The sequence below is a fragment of the Acinetobacter sp. DL27 genome (assembly GCF_055810995.1).
The window spans coordinates 2,562,835-2,585,612 of record NZ_CM147947.1; the positions used below are offsets into that span (position 1 = coordinate 2,562,835).

At 44.0% G+C, this 22,778-nt stretch carries 21 protein-coding genes; 5 read left to right on the forward strand and 16 right to left on the reverse strand.

The annotated features are described in order from the left end of the window. The first annotated feature begins 350 nt into the window (after positions 1-350). The 3 genes from AC0KVP_RS12420 to AC0KVP_RS12430 all read left to right on the forward strand — a co-directional run bounded on the left by AC0KVP_RS12420 (position 351) and on the right by AC0KVP_RS12430 (position 2,821). Entirely contained in the window at positions 351-1,232 is an 882-nt protein-coding gene (locus AC0KVP_RS12420; RefSeq protein WP_473337005.1) for a LysR family transcriptional regulator, read from the forward strand. Between the two features lie 234 nt (positions 1,233-1,466). Then, positions 1,467-2,171 carry a CoA transferase subunit A gene (locus AC0KVP_RS12425; RefSeq protein ID WP_234951319.1) on the forward strand — a complete coding sequence of 235 codons (705 nt, stop codon included), beginning with the start codon at positions 1,467-1,469 and terminating at the stop codon, positions 2,169-2,171. A gap of 2 nt (positions 2,172-2,173) precedes the next feature. Then, positions 2,174-2,821, forward strand: coding sequence for a CoA transferase subunit B (locus AC0KVP_RS12430; RefSeq protein WP_473337008.1), 648 nt, complete (start codon positions 2,174-2,176; stop codon positions 2,819-2,821). Positions 2,822-2,886: 65 nt separating this feature from the next. Here AC0KVP_RS12430 and AC0KVP_RS12435 read toward each other — a convergent pair whose 3' ends face one another. After that, on the reverse strand, positions 2,887-3,063 hold the full coding sequence (locus AC0KVP_RS12435) for a hypothetical protein (protein ID WP_473337011.1): 177 nt from the start codon (positions 3,061-3,063) through the stop codon (positions 2,887-2,889). A gap of 12 nt (positions 3,064-3,075) precedes the next feature. Between AC0KVP_RS12435 and AC0KVP_RS12440 the strand changes: the two genes are divergently transcribed. After that, complete coding sequence (locus AC0KVP_RS12440) at positions 3,076-3,462, forward strand: carboxymuconolactone decarboxylase family protein (protein ID WP_473337013.1); 387 nt, start codon at positions 3,076-3,078, stop codon at positions 3,460-3,462. Positions 3,463-3,561: 99 nt separating this feature from the next. On the opposite strand, the gene AC0KVP_RS12445 is transcribed toward AC0KVP_RS12440, so the two are convergent. The 14 genes from AC0KVP_RS12445 to AC0KVP_RS12510 form a co-directional block, all read right to left on the reverse strand. Then, positions 3,562-5,709 (reverse strand): TonB-dependent receptor domain-containing protein, encoded by a 2,148-nt coding sequence (locus tag AC0KVP_RS12445; RefSeq protein WP_473340515.1) that lies wholly within the window; start codon positions 5,707-5,709, stop codon positions 3,562-3,564. Between the two features lie 93 nt (positions 5,710-5,802). Further along, on the reverse strand, positions 5,803-8,226 hold the full coding sequence (locus tag AC0KVP_RS12450; protein ID WP_473337015.1) for a glucose/quinate/shikimate family membrane-bound PQQ-dependent dehydrogenase: 2,424 nt from the start codon (positions 8,224-8,226) through the stop codon (positions 5,803-5,805). A gap of 178 nt (positions 8,227-8,404) precedes the next feature. Then, on the reverse strand, positions 8,405-9,682 hold the full coding sequence (locus AC0KVP_RS12455; protein ID WP_473340517.1) for a carbohydrate porin: 1,278 nt from the start codon (positions 9,680-9,682) through the stop codon (positions 8,405-8,407). Between the two features lie 105 nt (positions 9,683-9,787). Then, positions 9,788-11,248 (reverse strand): NosD domain-containing protein, encoded by a 1,461-nt coding sequence (locus AC0KVP_RS12460; protein WP_473337017.1) that lies wholly within the window; start codon positions 11,246-11,248, stop codon positions 9,788-9,790. Between the two features lie 44 nt (positions 11,249-11,292). Further along, positions 11,293-12,150, reverse strand: coding sequence for a type I 3-dehydroquinate dehydratase (aroD, locus tag AC0KVP_RS12465; protein ID WP_473337020.1), 858 nt, complete (start codon positions 12,148-12,150; stop codon positions 11,293-11,295). A gap of 149 nt (positions 12,151-12,299) precedes the next feature. Next, positions 12,300-12,929: a protocatechuate 3,4-dioxygenase subunit alpha gene (pcaG, locus tag AC0KVP_RS12470; RefSeq protein ID WP_473337022.1), complete on the reverse strand. Its 630-nt coding sequence runs from the start codon at positions 12,927-12,929 to the stop codon at positions 12,300-12,302. 15 nt (positions 12,930-12,944) lie between these two features. After that, positions 12,945-13,670 (reverse strand): protocatechuate 3,4-dioxygenase subunit beta, encoded by a 726-nt coding sequence (gene pcaH, locus AC0KVP_RS12475; RefSeq protein WP_087014105.1) that lies wholly within the window; start codon positions 13,668-13,670, stop codon positions 12,945-12,947. A gap of 26 nt (positions 13,671-13,696) precedes the next feature. Continuing rightward, the gene (pcaC, locus tag AC0KVP_RS12480; RefSeq protein WP_473337025.1) at positions 13,697-14,131 is read right to left on the reverse strand and encodes a 4-carboxymuconolactone decarboxylase; all 435 of its coding nucleotides are present in this window, start codon (positions 14,129-14,131) and stop codon (positions 13,697-13,699) included. A 14-nt stretch (positions 14,132-14,145) separates the two neighbouring features. After that, the gene (gene pcaK, locus AC0KVP_RS12485) at positions 14,146-15,501 is read right to left on the reverse strand and encodes a 4-hydroxybenzoate transporter PcaK (RefSeq protein ID WP_100355949.1); all 1,356 of its coding nucleotides are present in this window, start codon (positions 15,499-15,501) and stop codon (positions 14,146-14,148) included. A gap of 42 nt (positions 15,502-15,543) precedes the next feature. Next, positions 15,544-16,320: a 3-oxoadipate enol-lactonase gene (gene pcaD / locus AC0KVP_RS12490; RefSeq protein WP_473337030.1), complete on the reverse strand. Its 777-nt coding sequence runs from the start codon at positions 16,318-16,320 to the stop codon at positions 15,544-15,546. Beyond that, the gene (pcaB, locus tag AC0KVP_RS12495; protein WP_473337033.1) at positions 16,317-17,672 is read right to left on the reverse strand and encodes a 3-carboxy-cis,cis-muconate cycloisomerase; all 1,356 of its coding nucleotides are present in this window, start codon (positions 17,670-17,672) and stop codon (positions 16,317-16,319) included. Before pcaB ends, pcaD begins: the two co-directional genes overlap by 4 nt. A gap of 22 nt (positions 17,673-17,694) precedes the next feature. Beyond that, positions 17,695-18,900: a 3-oxoadipyl-CoA thiolase gene (gene pcaF, locus AC0KVP_RS12500; protein ID WP_473337037.1), complete on the reverse strand. Its 1,206-nt coding sequence runs from the start codon at positions 18,898-18,900 to the stop codon at positions 17,695-17,697. A gap of 66 nt (positions 18,901-18,966) precedes the next feature. Continuing rightward, positions 18,967-19,620, reverse strand: coding sequence for a 3-oxoacid CoA-transferase subunit B (locus AC0KVP_RS12505; protein ID WP_473337040.1), 654 nt, complete (start codon positions 19,618-19,620; stop codon positions 18,967-18,969). A 13-nt stretch (positions 19,621-19,633) separates the two neighbouring features. Beyond that, positions 19,634-20,314 carry a 3-oxoacid CoA-transferase subunit A gene (locus AC0KVP_RS12510; RefSeq protein WP_336955493.1) on the reverse strand — a complete coding sequence of 227 codons (681 nt, stop codon included), beginning with the start codon at positions 20,312-20,314 and terminating at the stop codon, positions 19,634-19,636. A 279-nt stretch (positions 20,315-20,593) separates the two neighbouring features. Here AC0KVP_RS12510 and pcaU point away from each other — a divergent pair, with 279 nt between their 5' ends. After that, positions 20,594-21,418 (forward strand): IclR family transcriptional regulator PcaU, encoded by an 825-nt coding sequence (gene pcaU / locus AC0KVP_RS12515; protein ID WP_473340519.1) that lies wholly within the window; start codon positions 20,594-20,596, stop codon positions 21,416-21,418. Positions 21,419-21,497: 79 nt separating this feature from the next. On the opposite strand, the gene alr is transcribed toward pcaU, so the two are convergent. Beyond that, positions 21,498-22,724 (reverse strand): alanine racemase, encoded by a 1,227-nt coding sequence (gene alr / locus AC0KVP_RS12520; protein WP_473337043.1) that lies wholly within the window; start codon positions 22,722-22,724, stop codon positions 21,498-21,500. Positions 22,725-22,778: the final 54 nt, after the last annotated feature.

A 22,778-nucleotide genomic window follows, 5' to 3' on the forward strand; every position in this document is an offset into this window, starting at 1 on the left:
ATAATGCATATAAACCCACTCATTGTTTGAAAATAATCATTGAGTAAGAAGAAAAATTGATTAATATCTAAGCCCTAGTAAGACTGATAAAACTAATTGCATCAAGTTAAAGGTAAAATTTCACAATCGCACGAAATGACTATTTTTTATATTTTTCATTCAGTTAAAACATATTTTTACAGACTATCACGTTGTTCGATTTATACTGCTTTGACGACTTGATAAAAATGACATCCACTTCCATCACTTGATCTGTTTTGACCGTCTGTTGTATTTTTCATGTAAACCATTTGAGAAAAACACGTTCATTTTCATTCAACATCGTGTTGCATCATTGCTCAGGGAAGCTCATGACACTCAAACAATTAAAAGCCTTTTTGGTCCTTGCACGTACGCTTAATTATGCCAATGCAGCCAATGAACTGTGTCTGAGCCAATCTGCTTTAAGCTTAAGCATTAAAACATTGGAAGAAGAACTGGGTGGAAAACTGTTTAAACGCAACACGCGTCGAGTAGAAATCACTACTGAAGGTCAGTCCCTCATTCCCTATGCCAAAAAGCTTCTGGCCAACTGGGAGGATATGGAAAAAGATGTCAAACAGCGCTTTAAACTCAACCGTGGCACTTTAAATATTGCCTCAATGCCCTTTGCCACTCATGCGGTACTCCCCGCAGTGATGCATGATTTTTCACAGTTACACCCTAACATCAGTTTTTCAATCCATGACATCACCAATGAAAAAATCATTGAAAAGGTTCAAGAAGGCATTTTTGAGATTGGTATTTGTTTTGAACCCAAGGCCAATGACCAACTGATTTTTCAGCCTATATTCAATGAAGACTTTTTGGCTCTCTTGCCCAAACACCACGTCTTAGCCAAACAAAAAAGCGTGACATGGCTTGAACTCTGCTCTTGTCCTTTTGTGACCTTACAAAACCCCTCGATTATTCGCCATGTGATTGAGGAACATTGTGCTGCGCATCAAGTGGTGTTGGATTTAAAAGTCGAATGCCACCAAATCAGTTCGCTTTCACACTTCGTTGCCTATGGTATGGGCGTCAGTGCTATTCCACGACATTTCCAAAAATTCATCGACCTTGAAAAAAATGTGTTGGTTGAAATTGAGGACAACCAAGCGCAACTCGCGGTGGGCATTATTTATAAAAAAGATTATGAACTGTCTAACATGTCGTCTCAATTTATTGAAACCACACTTTGGCATCATTTCTAGGCTATGTTCCCCCTTTCACTAAGCGAAACTGAAGCTAAACCTTAATAGCTCAAAATAAGCCGTATGATTGTTTGCACAGCTTTCACACATGCTTTGACTCTTCTTTTATTTATTTTTCTTCGTAAATATTCTGCATTAATGAGTTTTTCTTATTATACGTTAGAAAGATTCAATTTCTAAAAAGTGCAGCGCAATGCTAAAAAATAACAAGCAAGGAAGATAAGGAAATAAAAGATGAATAAAGTCGTCGCAAATGCAGCCGAAGCATTGGCTGATGTAGTTGCCAATAATCAAACTATTGCCGTGGGTGGTTTTGGCCTCTGTGGTATTCCAGAAGCATTAATTGATGCCTTAAAAGATACAGGTGTCACAGGTTTAACCTGTATTTCGAATAATGCAGGTGTGGATGGCTTTGGTTTGGGTAAATTATTAGAAACCAAACAAATTAAAAAAATGATTGCCTCTTATGTCGGTGAAAATAAAGAGTTTGAGCGACAGTATCTCAATGGTGAACTTGAAGTTGAGCTCACCCCGCAAGGCACACTCGCAGAAAAACTACGTTCAGGCGGCGCAGGTATTCCTGCATTTTTCACCCAAACAGGTGTAGGCACCCTCATTGCCGAAGGTAAAGAAGTCCGTGACTTTGATGGTCGTCCGCATATTTTAGAAATGTCCCTTACTGCGGACATTGCTTTAGTGAAAGCCTACAAAGCCGATAAAGCCGGTAACTTGGTATTCCGTAAAACAGCACGTAATTTTAACCCTGACTGCGCCATGGCAGGCAAATTCACCATTGCCGAAGTTGAACAGGTGGTTGAAATTGGTGAAATCGATCCAGATGACATCCATTTACCGGGTATCTACATCAACCGTGTTGTACTGAATGCCACCCCAAAAAAGCAGATCGAACAACTGACCATTAAAGCAGAGGAAGCTTAATCATGGCTTGGACACGTAATGAAATGGCGCAGCGTGCTGCCCTTGAACTCGAAGATGGTTTTTATGTCAACTTAGGTATTGGCTTACCGACTTTAGTGGCCAATTATCTGCCAGAAGGGATCAATGTTTGGTTGCAGTCAGAAAATGGCTTGCTCGGTATTGATGAGTTTCCAACCCGTGATGCAGTCGATGCAGACTTGATTAATGCAGGAAAACAAACCGTCACCGCACATAAAGGGGCTGCATTTTTCTCAAGCTCAGAATCTTTTGCCATGATTCGGGGTGGACATGTCAATATTGCTATATTAGGCGCAATGGAAGTCTCTGAAACGGGCGACTTAGCAAACTGGATGATTCCGGGTAAAAAAGTCAAAGGCATGGGCGGTGCAATGGACTTGGTTTCTGGTGTACAAAAAGTCGTAGTTCTGATGGAACACTGCGCCAAAGATGGCACGCCAAAAATTGTGCCTCAATGTGCCCTACCACTCACAGGTAAAGCTGTCGTCAGCCGTATCATTACTGACTTAGGCGTGATGGATATCACTGCTGAAGGTATGAAACTGGTTGAACTGGCAAGCGATGTGAGCCTAGAACAAATCCAGAAAGCGACTGGATTAGAACTTATCATCAATGACTTTAAAGCCGCTTAAGTACAAAACAGCATCATTCAAAGCAGCTTCGGCTGCTTTCTTATTGGGCTCAATCAAAAAGATTTTCAGTTACCAATAGGCATTTTTATAGCCTTTAAATCAGACATAAAACCATCATTACCTTGATCAAGAGTATTTCTATACTCCCAAATATATTGAAGGATGACTCCCGCGCACATCTTTTTAACCCAAATACCTGATGAAAAACCAAACCGCTCGGCTACTATATTTGCATTCCACATTCAGAGGTTCCCATGTCACAACAAGATTATGAAAATGGTTTAAAAGTTCGCACAGAAGTCATGGGCGAATCTTTTGTTAAACGTGCTCAAGACAATACTGTACCTTTCACCCAACCTTTGCAGGACTGGATTAATGAACATGCTTGGGGCTCAACATGGCAACGTGAAGGTGTTTTACCACGTAAATATCGCTCGTTAATTACCATTGCATTTTTGACGGCACAAAAGAGTCCAACTGAGCTGAAAGGTCACGTTCGCGGTGCGCTAAATAACGGTGCAACGGTTGAAGAAATTCAAGAAGTCCTTTTACACAGTTTGCCTTATTGCGGCGCACCTGCGACTCAAGAGGCATTCCGTGCTGCGCTGGAAGTGATTCATGAATATCAAAGCAATTCATAAATAGATTAAGCGCCCATACAAAAGCGTCTTTTGCAGTCGTATGGCGCGATTCATCTGGTTTGGCTATGCAGCATTTTTTGCCTAGCCAAACCATTTCCATTAAAAGGCTTTGGTTACACTCATGCCAACGCTAAAGTTTCGACCATCGGCAGGTTCAAAGAAGCGACTATTGCCGTCATTCACAATCACTGAGCCAACATAGTTACGGTCAAATAGGTTATCGACTCGGGCATAGCTGTTTACTTTCCAGTCACGGTTTACCCATAAATAGCCGACATTTGCAGCCACAACGGTATAACTTGGTGCAGTATCTGAGTTGATATCATCGACATAAATTTTATCCATATAGCGTGCTTCTAAGCCTGCTTGGAAACCCTGTTCAGGTTGCCATGCAATACGGGTAAACGCTTGGTTTTTGGCAACTCCGGGAATCTTATTTCCTTTATTAATGGCTTTCGCATAAGGTTTTTTTGAATCATCTGGATTCGCTATTTCTGCTGTATAACTATCAAATTCAGCATCGATATAACTAAAGCTCGATTGTATGTTGAGCTGTTTCCAGATCGTTTGTTGCCATGAAAGCTCTAACCCTTGTCGCGTGGTTTGATCTGCATTACGAAAAGTCGCACGACCATCACGTGTTCCCGCTGTCACTATATCGTTTTTTGTATCTGTCTGGAAAACAGCTAAAGTGAAGAGCCCGAATGGATTCTGCGACTTTAAACCTAGCTCGTAATTATCACTACTCGCAGGTTTTAACGCAAAATTCATACCCGATTTCGAAGGATCAGTGTTATAAGCCATTTCTGTAAAGGTTGGCGTTTCAAAGCCTTTGCCATAACTGGCATAGGCATAAAGTTCAGGTGAAATTTCCAAACCTAATGCCACAGATGGCAATAATTTTTGATAATCGGTTGAGCCACTGTCATCACCATTGCCAGCTACAATGTAATGGTCATCTGATTTGTAATGCACATTGCTATAGCGTAAGCCTGTATCAAGATGCCACGTGGGTAAGAACTGCCATGAGGCCTGCACATATGGATCTAAATTCCACAGGGTATTATTTTCATTACGGCGTAAATTACCTTTAACACCATAAAATTCTTTACCATTTACCATTACAAAATTATTATAGCCCTTACGGTCTTCATCCATATTGTCTAAAGCAATACCAGCACTAAATGTAGTATTCGGTAATAATTCTTTACCTGTCCAACGGAAATCAGCACCATAATAATTACGCTCGAAATCAATCACAGCACCGGCATGAGTAGGTAGCTTCTGGGAGGTAGCTCCATTAGGAATTGCCTGATATTGAGTGACTTGGCGGTTGCCTAAATATGCCATGGCATAGAGTTCATTTTTATCATTAATCGGTTTAAACCAAGTCACACCTGTTTGAGTTTGTTCAATATCTTTGCGCGCGTTAAACCCCATATTTTTTACATAAGGAGCGATTTGTTTTGGGTTTGCTTGCCAATCCTTACGCTCTAACCCCATTGGGTCATCTGCATGGATTTTGACATAGTTGGTGACCCAGTTGATTTTACTGCCATCTTCAAAGTTCCACGTCAATTTGGCATTATTCAATACTTTTTGTGCTGCACTATGGTCTCGAAAACCATCGGTATCAAAATAAGAGGAACTAATCACATAAGCGGGTTGATTGGCCTGTTCGGAACCCCCTTGTAATTGGATATTGGCTTGTTGCTTATGGTGGCTGCCTGCATTTAGACCCACTTGGATTGAGTCTTTCCCTTGTCCTTCTTTGGTCTCAGCCAAGATGGTTCCCCCTGATGAGTTACCATATAAAGATGAAAATGGCCCTGTCAGTACTTCGATGTGATCTAAACTATTGAGGTCAATATTGGAACTTTGCCCTTGACCATCAGGCATGGTCGCAGGAATACCATCGACATACATCCGAATGCCACGCACGCCAAAAGTCGAACGAGCGCCAAAGCCACGCATCGAAATCTGTAAGTCTTGCGCATAGTTTTCACGGTTATTAATTTGTAAGCCTGCAACCCCTTGTAAAACTTCCGATAAATTCACATTGGCATTGTTTTGTACTGTAGCCGCTTGGACTTTTTGAATGGATGCAGAAGTCGATAACAACTCGCTATCGATATGTACCGCTTGGACAGTAATAACGGAGAGTTGATATTCTGTCGTTTCTGCATAAGCATGCATAGATTGTAAAATAACCGCAGTCAATAAGGCTTGTTTAAAAGGCGCAGGCATCAAATAAGTTAATCGCACAATATTTCCTTGCTTATTATTACCATAAAATGGGAAGCCTATCATCTCGACAGGCTTCCCATACAATAAAACGTTTTAATCGGCTAAGCTATACGCAACCACATAATCACCATGATCAGGCGACTGACGTGCCCCACCTGCGGAAATGACCACATATTGCTTGCCTGTTTTTGGAGACATGTAGCTCATCGGTGTACCTTGGCTACCTACAGGTAAACGCGCTTTCCATAACTCTTCACCATTAGATGAATTGAAGGCGCGCAAGTAGAAGTCTTGCGTTGCAGCAAAAAACACTAAACCACCTTGAGTCGCCATTGGACCACCAATGGTTGGCATACCAATCGGCGCTTTTAAGCCCATTTTAATGCCCATTGGACCCGTATCTTCAACCGTACCTAAAGGCACCTGCCAAGCCACTTGACGGGTTTTCATATCAATCGCCGTCATGGTTCCGAAAGGTGGTTTTTGACATGGAATGCCCAATACCGACATAAAACGGTTTTTATTCACTTTATACGGTGTACCTTTCATTGGCACTGCGCCCATACCTGTGTTGACCTTCTCTCCACCACTTGCTTCAAGTTTTAAATCTTCAGGCGTTTGTTTAATCAGCTGAATCCACAGACCTAGGCGCATGTCGTTGACAAACATATAACGATGCGTTGGGTCAAATGCGATACTGCCCCAATTCATCCCACCCAGCGAACCCGGAAAACTTAAAGATATATCAGAACCCGGTGCTGTAAAGAGACCGTCATAACGCATCGATTTAAAGTTAATGCGACACATCAACTGGTCAAATGGCGTTGCGCCCCACATGTCCGATTCAGTCAAAGTTTGATTGCCAATTTGTGGCATTTCAACTGAACGTGGGTGAGTTGCACTGTATTGCTCATCAGGAATATCTGCAGCTTTTACAGGTTGCTCAACCACTTTGGTTAAAGGCTGACCCGTAATACGGTCGAGTACAAAGAACTGACCTGACTTGGTGCCAATGACAACAGCAGGTTTGGTTTGCCCATTTTGCATTGGAAAATCGACCAAGCTTGGCTGCATGGGTAAATCGAAGTCCCAGAGGTCATTGTGAACGGTTTGATAAACCCACTTCTCTTGACCTGTGGTTGCATCTAAAGCCAAAACGGAAGAATTATACTTATGATCGACAGGTTGACGGTTTCCACCCCAGACATCAATCGACGAACTTCCCATCGGTAAGAACACCGTGTTCATTTGCGGGTCGTAGGACATTGCCGCCCAAGAGTTAGCTGAACTACGTTTATAGATTTCACCCGGTTTTAGGACATAGTTTGGATTTGGGTTACGTGGATCAAAAGCCCAACGCAGCTGCCCAGTAATCACATCATAGGCACGAATCACACCACCCGGCATATCGGCTGCAAAGTTGTCAGCAATACGACTCCCGACGATGATGCTGGTTCCCGCAATGGTTGGCGCCGAGGTCACTTCAAAACGAGGCGCTTGCGTGCCCGCACCTAGACCTTCCAGTAAGTTCACCGTTCCATCGACACCAAAGTCTTTACAGCGTTCGCCTGTATCGGCATTGACTGCAATTAAACGACCATCAGGTGTATTGGTATAAACACGACGTGGACATGCGGTATTGTTTGCCACCGCAGTGACAGCACTTGCACCGGCTAAAGTCGGTTGTACCAAGGCTTGAGTCGAGTCAAAGTAACCCACACCACGGCAACGCTCCCAAGCATCGGCTTTAGAGTTCACTTCGGCCTTCCAGATTTGTTTACCTGTGTCCGCATCTAAAGCAATAATGTTGTTATGCGGTGTACATAAAAAGACTTTTTCACCGACCTGTAAAGGGGTGAGCTGGTCTTCTGCGCCATTACCCGTACCTGTGGTCATATCGCCTGTTTGAAAGCGCCATGCTTCCTTTAACTTAGATACATTATTTCGGTTAATCTGATCCAACGCAGCAAAACGACTCCCACCAGCATCATTACCATAGTGCGACCAATTCACTTGTTGGGTTTGAGCTGTTACAGGCACTAGGGGTAGCTCTTCACCACTGGCTTTGACTGTAGGATGTGGAATAAACATGCCATATAAACCACCGAGCATACCTAACACTGTCAAACCACCTAAGGCATAAGCAGGTGCTGAAGATGCTATTTGAAATTGGTACTTACGAATAGCAGGTAAAGTAAAACATAGTGCGGAAAATAAACCCGCAGGGAACATTAAACGTGAATGGAGTGCCCAAAAATCCCAACCTGCATCAAACAGTGCCCAAACCACGGTTCCAAGAAAAACCAGTGCAAAAATCCAGACACCCAATGCTTTTTTTCTAAAAATAAATATTGCGGAAATGGTGGTCAATAAACCTGCAATGAGGAAGTACCATGAACCACCTAAACTAATCAGTTTTCCACCACCGATTAAATAAAATAAGCCAGTCAGCAATAAAGCTAAGCCTAATATAAAGCACCATATTTTAAATATGGGTTGAGATTGCGCTTCGGACATACTTTTTACTCCAAATGCTGTGTTTTAAATGATCTCGCCTACTTTGTTTTGAGCATCATTCACACCACATCCAAACTTTGAGCATCCACAATTAACTTGCTTCAACAATGAAAAAAGAGTGTTTAAATTCAGCAACAGTATTGCTGATATTTTAAACACTCTTTCACTTTAAATACGATTAAAAATTCACCTTAACGCTAAGGCCCGCCACCCAAGCATCATCCACTTCTTTTACGCCAGAAGGTTGATAGATATATTGCAGGTTGGGTCTGAGCATCACCGCAGGTGACCATTGATAGGTATAGTTCAACTCAACATTGAGTTCGTCATGTTGAATTGGGACATAATCGCTGGCGAGCGCGTCATAACTGTAATAACCACGACTTTCATTGGTGGCTATTTGCTTATCTGTCACACGGTCATTCACCACATAGTTGGCTAAACCAAAGCCGATGGAATCATTTGGACGGCTATCGAATGGACCTTTATACCAAAGTGCGAGCTGTTGTGTACTTTCTACAAATGTTGTGGCCTTATCGTTCACTACCCCATTAAAGCTAATGTATAAACCACGCTTCGGATCAGCCCCGTGTTGAGTCAGTTGTTGTTGAGCATTCAACCAAAAACTATATTTGCCATCGTGGATTTCTCCTGATGTGCCCACATCTTTTGCTTCTGCTGTGGAATACAGTGCACCGAGTTTATATTCGCCCGGTAAACTATTAAATGTGGCAAGTTTTGGTTTCCATGCCAGTTCAACTGGAATGGTAGCCCCTTCGACATTGTCCATATCGAGGTTAAAGCCATCACTGTCTGAGTCTGTTTTGACATTGTCTGGGTTGACTTCATAGACGCCAATGCCAAGTGACCAGTCTGGTGCAAATTGGTATTTAACATTGGTGCCCCATAAGCTGACAGGCCAGTTATACCAAATCGAACCGATGGATTTTCCAAGCTGCCCACCACACAAAAGTAAGTTCTGAAACTCACATTGTGAGCTGTTAAAGTCATCGGACATGCCCATACGACCAATCTTAAATTGGACGCGGTTGTCGTCAAATCCTGTTTTGATCCATGCTTGGGTTAAGCGCCAAATTTTGCCACGACCATAAATTTCTTGGCTGTTGCCCAAGGTACTAGCACGAGGGTCTTTAATGCGTTCAAGCGTTAGGGCGTTACCATCACGTTTTGTAATCATTAAGCCGGCTGTGGTATTTTCCCAACCTGCAATTTTATTTAAATCAAAATTGGCACCTAAGGTCAACTGTGCAGCATTGTCAAAACTTCTGTCATCGTTATAACCACTAGCCAAATTGGTCGCTGCTTGGCTCATAATTGAAGCTGTAAATTTATAACCTTGATCTTCCAGTTGCTTCCGTTCACCGTTCCAATCACCGAATAACCATTGACGATCTGCCGAATAAAATTCATTGGCTGAAGCCAATTGGCAAGTCATAAGCGCCAAAGACAATGTGCCGATTCTTAATAATTGTTGTTGCATCCCAAACATCCTTTTCTGTGAGGAAAGCTCAACTCAAGTGAGCTTTCCATGCGGTTTTTATTATTTGACTCGAACGGCTGGACTCAGTTCAGAAGTTGCCCCTAAACGGTCAGTCACATTGGCGGTGACATTCGCCACACCACTGGCTACTTTCCACATTGCTTGACCTTGACCTTGTGCATTCGTAGTCACCACTTGAGTACCTAAATACTGCTCTGCTTCTTGACTCTTCGCTTGACGATTCGCAAAGAATTCAACTTGATAGCGTTGATTTGGCTGTGCTTGAACTGTAGCGGTGACTTGACCTTTGCTATAGCTTAAACGTGGTGCTTGGATGTTTTGGTTTGGCATCGCATTACAGCCCTGCTCATTTGGCTGGGTACAGGTTTTTTGCAGTTTCGCCGCTTCAATGACCACACCACCCCCACGAGAACCGACAAAGCCCGCATGTTCAAGCGCAGGCACAGCAAACACAATTGCGCCTAAACGCTGATTAGGTACACACGAACCACCTGCTTCACAGCGTTTAATATCTTTGCCATTGTCCCAAATTAGGTTTTTGGTCAAGGTTGTACGGGCATTGGCATCTTTTTCTGAACGAATGGCTATCCCTAAACGGTTACCATGAACTTTGTTACTGTCAAAAATGTTGCCATCACCGGTGAGGTTAAAACCTATCGAGTTGTTGGTCAGTTCGTTATAAGCGATGTAATTGCGCTTACCCCAGTTGATTTGCAAACCATCCGAGTAGTTTTCAAATTTGTTCCCCACCACCGCGTTGTCATTACCCCACAGGATCTCGATACCTTGTGACGGTTCTGGATTGGCTTTGGTTGAAGTAAATAGATTATTAGCGACAAGGTTAAATGCCGCGCCACGCGTCAGCTCTAGACCATCACCATTATCTATAAACAAGTTATTTAAAACTTTGTTGTTATTGGTGGTGGTTGAGGTTGGATTGCCCTTACCATCATCACCTGTCAGCATCACGCCTGAACCACCGTAGTTATTACTGATACGGTTATGTTGAATCAAGTTATTGCTTGAACGGTTCACCAAAACGCCAATACAGAAACGGTGAATATCCAGACCTTTTAGCGTCACACCATTCACATCTTGCAGCACTAAACCGGGTAAAGTCATGGTACGGACATTGGTGCCATACTGTTCAGGATTTGCCCCCGGGCATGCTTTAGCACCTTCACCTTTAATATAGTTGGAACCATCAATCGCAATAAACTCGCCTGTTTTGTCCCACTGCGTCCCAATGATCTTCACTGAAGACTTAATTGGCGGTAAAGCTTGATTCAGTTTAATTACATAGGGTGCTTTACCCACAGCTTGGATTTGAATTTCATTTTCTTGCGTCGCATTGGCATTTGATTGTTCAATCGCCCAACGTAGTGAACCTTTTGCAGTATCGTCCTGATAACGATCCACAATATAAGTTTCTGCACTGGCAAAACCTGATGCCGCTAAACTCAAAACCAATGTGGTCAAACGTAAAGTTGATGGTTTCATATTTTAAATCCTTTTCTATCCTTGAAGATGAATAACACAGTGCATTAAGGGGTCGGTTGTACTGTTTTGAGCAACTGTTTGAGTTGAATCACATCAATTTGACCCGGTGCAGAGGCTTCACCAATCATGCCGAAACTTAGGCTGCCGCCCATATTGGCAGTCGCGACACGTGAAATCGTACCCAACTGCCCCATCGACATGGTTAGCAGTGGTTTCTGACTTTTTTGGCTGACCGCCAACGTGGCATTCATGAGGGTAAAGACATCTTGTTTTGACTTTGGCATCACCGCAATTTTTAGAATGTCGGCACCCATCTGATCTTGTTTTAGCAGACGGTTTTCAATGTCTTGTTGCTCAGGTGTTTTGGCAAAATCATGATTTGACATGATCACCAACACTTTCTTGTCATGTGCCAATTGGGTTAATTTCGCTACACTGCCAGCATCGCGGAACATTTCGATATCCAGCAATTGCATAAATGGCTTTTTCAGGTATTCACGATAAATCTTTTCATAGTCTTGATCAGACACCGTCATTTTACCGCCTTCGTTATGGGTACGAATGGTCGCAATCAACGGTTTGTCTTTTAAAATTTGATTCAACTGCTGACCCAGTGCGATGACTTTTTTTGTGTCAGCAGAAAATTCCAATAGGTCGATACGAAACTCAGCCACGTCAGCGTTTGGATTGTTGGCAATCACTTGCGCTTGGGCAATGGCTTGCTCCGCTGTCTTTGCGGTAATCGGCACAATAGTTTTGACAGGTAAGTCACCAATATTAAGGTTTTTCACCATATAGTGTTGTGTTGTAGGAGCAACTTCGGCTGAAAATGCCGTAGGCATTCCCGCTAAAACAGCACTGCTTAAACAGAGTTGCATCGCAATTTTTTTAATCTTCATCATTACATTTCCTTGTATTTACAAACTATTGCCTGACTTCTGGCATCAACGGCAAACATACGTGGGATGGATGAAATGGGTCATACCATCACCACGTATAAACTTTTATCTATCGAGCCTGTGCAAAGTGTTCTGCACTGAACTGAATCAACTTAGATATCTAAAAACACGGTTTCGTCTTCGCCTTGAATACGAATGTCAAAGCGATACACCACTTCTCCATCACGTTCTTCACGTTTCGCAATTAAGGTTTGACGACGAGGTGCCCACTCAATGCCTTTGAGTACAGGATCTTGTGCATTGGCTTCAGCTTCATCTTCAAAATACACACGGGTGTTTAAGCCAATATTGATACCGCGTGCGAAAATGATCAGTGCAATATGCGGTGCCTGAGTTGTCCCTTTACGTCCCGGAACCGCACCCGGTTTAATGGTATTGAAACTCCAAAAACCAGTTTCAAAGTCTGCGCCTGTACGACCCCAACCATGGAAATTTGGGTCAACTGCTTTGCCTTGAATATCGGCTGCACTTGGATACACACCGTTGGCATCCGCCTGCCAGATTTCAATCAATACATCACGTAACGGCAAGCCTAAACCATCGAACACTTGACCTTCTAAGCGAATACGTTCGCCTAAGGTTTTTTCTTGAACCAACTGATTATTAAAGTTGTTTTCAAAGACTTCAATGTTGGCTTGTTGTGGTAACAAACCAATGTGTACGTATGGCCCACCTGTTTGAGATGGCGTTTCATGCAATTCTTGAAAGTTCCAATGGTTCATGTTGTTCTCCCTGAATTAAGTCAAATCATTTTCGAAATAAGTCGCACGACGACCACGTAAAGTGATGTCAAAACGATAACAACGGCTGTCTGCTTCAATGAAGTTGCTCTTGTCTTCCAAGGCAATCAATGCACGACGTTGTTCTTCCGAAGGAATGGTTTTAATAATTGGACACGAATCAATCAGCGTATCGCCTTCAAAATAGAACTGTGAAATAAGACGCTGCGCCCAACCATCTGCAAGTAAAGAGAAATGGATATGCGCTGGACGCCATTCATTAATACGGTTACGCCATGGGTAAGGACCCGGCTTAATGGTACGGAATACAAAATAGCCATTGGCATCGGTCATCATGCGACCACAGCCGCCAAAGTTCGGATCCATCGCACCAATAAACTGATCATTTGGATGGCGATAACGACCTGAAGCATTGGCTTGCCACACTTCGAGTAAGGCATTTTTGACTGGACGACCAAACTGATCACGCACATAACCATGCACAATAATGCGCTCGCCAATCGGCAAACCTTCTTTGGCGTAGTTCAAAATCAAATCGTTATCTTTAGGCCCAAACTGCTCCGCACTAAACTGCGGTGAAGTCACTTCAGTTAAGGTTTCTGCAATCGAAATCAACGCATTTTTTGGCGAGCGTAATACACTGGTTTTATAGCCGGGTGCATATGCTGGCGGATGATCATCGGTATTGCGTTGTGCATAAGCACCTAAAATAAGTTGCGACATGTGACGTCCCTCTTAATCTTGTTCCATTACTCTTGATTCGTTTGTTCTTGGCTCAGCTGCTGTTCGTTCAGCTTTTGCGGGGCAATACCCAAATCTTCGAAAACTTCTTCTGCCATGTGCATGGCTGCATTGGCTGCAGGTAAACCGGCATACAGGGAACAATGCAAAATCAACTCTTTTAAATCGTCCTTGGTCACACCATTGTTAAAACAAGCACGTAAATGCATACGTAGTTCGTCTTCACGGCCCAGTGCCAATAAAACGGCAATGGTGACTAAGCTACGGGTATGGCGCGGCATGCCTGGTCTAGACCAGACTTCGCCCCACGCAAAACGGCTAATAAAATTTTGAAAGTCAGCATTGAAATCATTCAAGTTCTCAAGTGAACGACCGACATGCTTTTCACCCAGCACTTCAGTGCGTACAGTGATTCCTTGTTCATAACGTTGTTCATCATTCATGGGAGAAACCTCAATTAGGTCGCATCGGTATGTGCGACCAGTGATTTAACAAAAATAGCGACCGCTGCTGCTGTTGCTGGAATTAACAGTAGACTTAAAATAGCTGTAAACGACCAGTCATTGCCCAGTAAAACTGCGCCGATCCATGCACCAAATACCGCACCGAAACGACCAATCCCAGACATCCAAGCCACACCTGTTGCACGGCATTGGGTTGGGTAAAAACGAGCGCTGAGTGCTGGCATAGCCGACTGTGCACCATTAATTGCAACACCAGCGCAAAGCACTAAAATGGCAAGTAAGGTTGGATTTGCTAAGCTCTGACCTACGGCAAAGGCAAAGATTCCAGCGACAAAGTAGAAGCCTGCAATAATGCGGTTCGGGTTGAAACGGTCCATTGCCCAGCCAATAAATAAAGCACTGAGGACACCGCCAAACTGGAATAAACCACCAATAAATGCAGCACGTTCCATCGTTGCGCCAGTTTCACGCATTAAGGTTGGTAACCAACTGGTGAGCAGATAAATCATCACCAAACCCATAAAATAGGTCAGCCACAATAAAACCGTGCCTTTGACATATTTCTGAGAGAACAGCATGCCAAACACACCTTTCTTCTCTCCACCTTCCGTTTTTTCTTCAGGTACATGAAACTCAGTAACACCATGTACTTGCGTCGGTGCAATACGCGTTAGAATTTTGCGAACTTTTTCGGGGTCACGACCTTTCACAATCAAGAAACGATAAGATTCAGGTAAGAAGAAAATCACCAAGATCATCAAAATCAGTGGCGACCAACCGCCTAGCAAAAATAAGCTGTGCCAACCAAAGGTTGGGATCAACCAACTGCTAATAAAACCACCTGTCGCCATCCCCAAGTTGTATCCACAGAACATACAGGTCACGAGTAGCGAGCGAGAGCGTTGTGGGCAATATTCAGAAAATAGCGTGGTTGCATTCGGCATCGCTGCACCCAAACCAATACCGGTTAAAAAGCGCAGGACCACCAAGGTATTTAAATCAGCTGCATATGCCGATGCCAAAGTAAAGCCACCGAAAATCAGCATCGAAACACTTAAAACAATCTTTCGCCCAAAGCGGTCAGCGGTTGGACCAGACACCAAAGCACCAATAATCATGCCGCCTAAAGCCGCACTCATGACTGGACCCAATTGCGAGCGGTCTATTCCCCAGTCTTGTGCCAAGGCTGGAGCAATAAAACCCATTGCCGCAGTATCAATACCATCAACAAAAACAATGAGAAAACATACAATTGCGATCAACCACTGATATTTGCTAATCGGTGCATCATTAATCAGTGCTTGTGCGTCTATACTCGTTTTTTGAGTAGCGTATTCCTGAGACGCCATACCTGCCTCCTTGGGCTGAAAGTCCTTTTAAAAATCCTTAAACTATTGAATCGATCCAATGAACTGACTGAGAGTTTGGTTAAACAGCTCAGGTTGCTCAATATTGGAAAGATGCGATGCATCAATCACCGCTAATTCACTCTTTTGAATCTGTTGTTGCATAAAGACGCCATCTGCTACTGTGGTAACTGGGTCAAGTGCGCCTGCAATCACTAAAGTTGGAATCTGAATCTGTTGAATTTGAGTAGATAGATCTGCTTGCGCGAGCGCTCGGCAAGATTCTGCATAGCCCAGTGCTGGTGTAGTCGCTAAAGATTGGATGGTACGCTGCGCCAAAGTATCGTGTTGATAATCAAACTGCTCACTAAACCAGCGTGTATGCGTGGTCGCGACCAAATCTGCTAAGCCATTGGCTGTCACAGCATCTGCACGTGCATTCCAACCTTCTTCAGTCCAAATTTTGGCTGCTGAATTCGCCACAGTGATACTATGAAAACGATCTGCATGGTGAATACCGAGCCACAAAGCCGTCATGCCGCCCATTGAAATCCCGCAAAAATGCGCTTTTTCAATGTTTAAACCGTTCAGAATATCAATCACATCTTCAGCAAGGTTTTGTACAGTGGTCTGCTCAATCACATCACTTTGCCCATGACCACGCGTGTCATAAGTCACCACTTTGAACTGCTGTTCGAAGGCAGCAACTTGTGGCTGCCACATGCCTTTATCTGTACCCAATGAGTTTGAAAATACAATCACAGGTGCATGGTCTTGCCCACTGATTGCAACAGATAAAGTCTTGCCTTGACGATTGGTCATCGTGATATTCCTTTTGCTTCCCGCAAAACCGAATCAATCTGGTCTTGAATATTGCCTAGATATGACGCGGGTTTAAAAATTTCTGAAATCTGAGCTGCACTAAAATAGGCTTTGACTGGATCGAGTTCAGTAATGACCTCTTTTAAGTGAACACCTTTTTCAACCGCTATTTTGCATGCTGCTTCCACTACATGATGTGCCTGTAAGCGCCCCATATGTGGTGCCAAAGCCATCATCACCGCTTCCGCCATAATCAAGCCTTGGGTACAATCCAAATTGCGTTGCATATTTTCAGCATTGACTTGCATGCCTTGTAACACATCCAGAGTCCGCTCTAAAGCACCCGCACAGAGTTGGAAAATTTCAGGCAATGCCAACCATTCTGCATGCCATCCACCTAGACTACGCTCATGTTCCTGCACCATGCTTTGATACAAACTCGACATCAACACAGGTACACGATTGGCTGCTGCCAAAACGGATGCCGCAGCAACAGGATTACGCTTGTGTGGCATGGTCGATGATCCCCCACGCCCTTTCGCTGCCGGCTCAAACACTTCTGCAATTTCAGTTTGCATCATCAACGACCAGTCACGCGCCATTTTGCCCAGACTACCTGTCACTATCGCTAGAACACTCGCCACTTCGACAATACGGTCTCGTTCACCATGCCAAGTACAATTTGGGACTGAAAGCTGTAGCTGAACGGAATAAGCATGAACCACAGCAGTACCTTGTGCTTGCAATGAAGCCAATGAACCCACAGCACCGCCTAATTGAGCAGTAAAAACACGTGCTTTCATGGCTTCAATACGGGCTAAATCACGATGAAATGCCGAGGCCCAACGCGCGAATTTATGCCCCAAAGTAATCGGCAACCCTTGCTGCAACCATGTGCGTCCAATCATCACTTGTGAGCGATACTGTTCAGCTTGGGTCAATGCAGTGCGGTAACATTGGTGAATTAAAGCTTCAACATGCGTCATTGCAGCACGACATTGTAAAATACAGGCAGTGTCTAAAATGTCTTGACTGGTTGCGCCCCAATGCACATAACGCGCTGCATCTTCATCATTTTGTTTCACAATCGCAGTTAATTGCTTCACAAAAGGAATCGCAATATTGCCCGCCAAGCCTGTAGCAATAGCTAAAGCATCAAAGTCAATCTGATCAATTGCAGTTGCTGCAATGTTTGAAATTGCTGTTGCCGCAGATTCTGGAATGACACCGACCTGAGCCTGTGCTTGTGCCAAGGCAACTTCAGCCTCAATCATGTATGACACCAACACGCGATCACTGAAAATTTCAGTCACCTCGTTTTGGTAAAATAAGCTGGCATATAACTGGCTCATGATCGCTATCCTTAACTCTGCTTTAAACGCGCTGAATAATCAAAGCAATGCCTTGACCGACACCAATACACATTGAACATAGCGCATAGGTGCCACCGGTTTGTTCCAATTGATTTAATGCTGTGGTGACCAAACGTGCACCCGATGCACCCAGTGGATGACCAATCGCAATTGCACCGCCATTTGGATTCACTTGTGTGCTGTCATCCGTTAGACCAAGGTCACGCGTTACCGCCAGTGCTTGTGCCGCAAAGGCTTCATTCAGTTCAATCACATCCATCTGTTCTAATGTCAGATTGGCTTGTTTCAGTAACTTTTTGATGGCAGGTGCTGGCGCAAAGCCCATGATGCGAGGTTCTACACCCACTGCTGTTGAAGCAATGATTTTGGCACGTGGTTTAAGCTGGTACTCTTTAATCGCTTGTTCTGAAGCGATCAGTACAGCAGCCGCACCGTCATTGATGCCTGATGCATTCCCCGCAGTGACGGTGCCTTCTGCTGTCACGACTGGCTTAAGTTTGGTTAAACCTTCTAAGGTAGTCGATGCACGTGGATGTTCATCGGTATCGATCACAATTGGATCACCCTTACGCTGCGCAATGCTCACCGGGATGATCTCATGTTTAAAAAAGCCTTGAGCTTGCGCGGTTGCGGTGCGCTGTTGACTCGCCAAGGCAAACTGGTCTTGATCTGCGCGATCAATATTAAATTGTTGTGCCACGTTTTCTGCGGTTTGCGGCATGGTGTCTACACCATACATCGCTTTGAGCTTCGGATTGATAAAACGCCAACCCATGGTGGTGTCTTCAATCTTCTGGCTACGGCCATAGACAGTTTCTGATTTGCCCATCACAAAAGGTGCACGAGACATACTTTCGACGCCACCTGCAATGATTAAATCCGCTTCTCCGGCTTTAATTGCACGGGCTGCCATGGCAATCGCATCCAAAGATGAACCACATAAGCGATTCACAGTCGTGGCAGGAACTTCAACGGGTAAACCTGCAAGCAGTGCAGACATGCGACCGACATTACGGTTGTCTTCACCGGCTTGGTTGGCACAGCCATAGATCACGTCATCGACTTGGGTCCAATCCACGCTGGGATTGCGTTGCATCAAGGCTTGAATCGGCACTGCACCCAAGTCATCGGCACGGACTGGGGCGAGTCCACCGGCATAACGTCCGAATGGGGTACGAATAGCGTCAATAATGTAAGCGTTTTTCATATTTCATTTTCCCTTTGAATCCCCCTTTTTAAAGGGTGAGAAGCACTGCTTCGCAAGAGGGATTAATTATCCTTGTGTCGCATCCACTAAAGTTGCACTGGTCATTGCCTGCAATTCTGCAAAGCTTAGACCGTCGACTTTTTCAATCACTTTAAGACCGTCCGCGGTCACATCGATTACACACAAGTCGGTGTAGATACGATCAACACACTTCAAACCCGTGGCTGGATAAGTCAGTTCCGCAACAATTTTCGGTTCACCTTGTTTGGTGACATGATCAGTGGTGATAAACACTTTCTTAGCACCAACAGCTAAGTCCATTGCACCACCAACAGCAGGAATCGCATCAGGTGCACCGGTATGCCAATTGGCCAAGTCACCATTGGCTGCCACTTGAAAGGCGCCCAATACAGCAATATCTAAATGCCCGCCACGCATCATGGCAAAAGAGTCCCCATGATGGAAAAAGGCACCGCCTTGCAGCATGGTCACATATTCTTTACCTGCATTGATCAGTTCAGGGTCTTCTTGACCTTTTTCAGGTGGTGGACCAAAAGCCAATAAGCCATTTTCAGAATGTAAGAACACGTCTTTGTCACTTGGTAGGTAACTGGCAATCTTGGTCGGTAAGCCAATCCCAAGATTCACATAAGCCCCATCGGGAATATCTTGTGCCACACGTTCTGCAATTTGGTTACGGCTGAGTTTTTGATAGCTCATGATGTTCTCCCGATTACACAGCAACTGGTTCAGGTTTAACCTGCACCACGTGTTGAACAAAAATACCTGCGGTGATGATGTGTTCAGGGTCTAAAGCCCCTAAGTCCACGACTTCAGAGACTTGTGCAATGGTTACACCTGCGGCCATAGCCATAATCGGGCCGAAGTTACGTGCCGATTTGCGGTAGACCAAGTTACCCCAACGGTCACCTTGCTGTGCTTTAATCAAAGCAAAGTCAGCTTTGATTGGATATTCCAGTACATAATCTTTACCGTCGATGTGACGGGTTTCTTTGCCTTCGGCCAATAAGGTGCCATAACCTGTTGGGGTGAAGACTGCGCCGAGTCCCATGCCTGCAGCTTGGATACGACAGGCCAAGTTGCCTTGAGGTACCAATTCCAGTTCGATTTTGCCTGCACGATAGAGTTCATCGAAGACCCAAGAGTCGGACTGACGTGGGAACGAACAGATGACTTTTTTCACGGCACCCGCTTTGAGTAATTTCGCCAGACCATAGTCGCCATTACCTGCGTTGTTACTGACGATGGTGAGGTCTTTAATGCCGAGTTGAATTAAGCCATCGATCAGTTCAGCAGGTTGTCCTGCTGTACCAAAACCACCAATCATGATGGTTGAGCCGTCGGTGATTTGGGAGAGCACTTCCGCGAGGGATGCCGCGCTTTTATCTATCATTAGATAACTCCATTGTGCATCATGCAAATTTGAAAAGGCGCGGAAAACTAACTTATACTGGAGGATGATTCAGCTAAAACCACATTCCCTAGTTTTTTAGTTCGATTTCCTTATCTGTTCATTTTTTATAATTTCTCCACTTTAGGATAGATAGTGACCATAGGTTTTGTTCGATGATCGAACAAAATTCCTATATATCGAACAAAACCTGATTATTTCACTCTGATTTCACGTTATAGTAAAAATAATGAAGAAATAAAAATGGATAAAGGGAACACGATGGAAGAAGCAACTGAGACAACAGAAAAATGTCTTCAACATAAAGACAAAAAAAAAACCATTCGACATGAAGATTTTGTCGCAGGTATTAGTAAAGGCATGGCCATTCTCGACAGCTTTGGTACTGATCGACATCGTTTAAATATCACTATGGCCGCAGAACGCACAGGCATGACCCGTGCCGCGGCACGACGCCATTTACTCACCCTTGAATATTTAGGCTATTTAGAATCTGATGGTCATTATTTTTATTTAACTCCTAAAATTCTTAAGTTTTCAGGCTCTTACTTGGGTGGAGCACATCTTCCTAAAATTTCACAACCTTTGCTGAACCTGCTCACCAATCAAACCTCACTCATTTTTTCCGTTATGGTTCTCGATGGCTATGAAGCCATTACCATTGCACGCAGTGCCGCGCACCAGCAAACAGACCGTGTCAATCCTTATGGTCTACATTTGGGAAATCGCTTACCCGCACATGCGACATCGGCAGGCAAAATTTTACTGGCCTATCTAGATGATCAGGAACAGTGTGAATGGCTGAATCAGTATCCGCTACAACGCCTAACCAAATACACCCATACCAACAATGAAACGTTTCTGGCCTTATTGCATGAAATTCGAGAGCAAGGTTGGTGCTATTCATGTGAGGAACATGAATTGGGCGTACATGCCCTTGCCGTTCCGATTTATGGGCAACAGTTAAAAGTGATTGCCGCCTTAAATATTGTTTCACCTACCATGCGCACAACCAAAGAGTATTTGATTCAACACATACTGCCATTACTACAAGAAACCGCACGCGAACTACGTAATATTCTGTAACTGTTGCGCGTTCGGCATAACTTTAGTTAATTTCATGCTGTACACACTTCAGCACGTACAGCATTTTCTGTTGAAAATATTATTTCACCACAACTTTCGGATTAGAGTTACCCCACATGGTGTAGACATCTGCCAGCAAAGCGCTATTGTATTCTTCCAAATCACTTTGCTTCACTATTGCGCCCCCTTGTTCGCCAAACAGAACCACTTCATCATTGGCACGAATATCTGGAAAATCAGTGACATCCACCATAGTAGTATTCATGGAGGTACGCCCGACTACAGGCACTTTATGCCCTCGAATCAGTACATAGGCTTTGTTACTAAATGCCCGTCGATAACCATCTGAATAACCAAGCGGCAAGTTCGCCAATAGTGAATCACGCTTCAAAGTATACGTTTGGTCATAGCCAACTGTTGTGCCTTTCAAATAGGCATTGACTGTTGCCACTTGAGTTTTAAAGGTCATCAGCTTTTTATATTCAACTCGATCTGGCAGGCTGTCACCATAAATCACACCGCCTGCACGTACCATATCTAGGTGTGACTCTGGAACCGTCAAGGTCGCAAAAGAATTTGCAGTATGTAAAGTCAGCGCTTCTCGCTTTAATTTGGCTTTTTTAATTAACCACTCTGTTTGCTGGTTAAAGACAGCCAAACGTTCACGCACATATTTTTCATCTTCCACAGCATAATGCGTCATGATGCCCACCAGCTTTAAATTTGGCAGTTTGGTCATGCGTAGCGCTTCCTGTTTACCTAGTGCACTGTCCAGCTCTAAACCGTTTCGGTCCATACCCCCTGCATTTAAACCCAAATGATACGCAAGGGTTAAACCTTGTTGTTTTGCCCATTCTGACAGGCGCTGTGCTTGTTCATAGTTCCCCAACAACTCTTCCATGTTTAAGGAAGCAGCATTTTGGATTTCTTGATCAGTCGCAGCACGTAGTCTTAACAGCCGTCCCTGATAACCAGACTTGCGCACCATCGCTGCTTCAGCATTACTGGTGATGCCAACACAGGGCACATTCAACTTGATAATACTTGGCATCAACAGTTCAATTCCGTGACCATAAGCATCGGCTTTCATGACCGCACAAATCTGGCTTTTGTCTTGTAGTTGCTGTTGTAAGGTCTGAATATTCTGCTCGAAGGTCTGAACATTAATTTCAACCCATGCATTGGCCTGTGGTGCTGCCACTTGTGTCGCTGAAAGATGTGGCGTCAATAACGGTGCGGCAAAACTGCTCTGTATATGTAGTAATCCAGCACCCAATATGCATGCCCAAAGTGTTGCTTTTTTCAAAATAAATCCCTCTGTTTTGCGATAAAAATAAAGGGGGAATATTCCCCTCTGCTC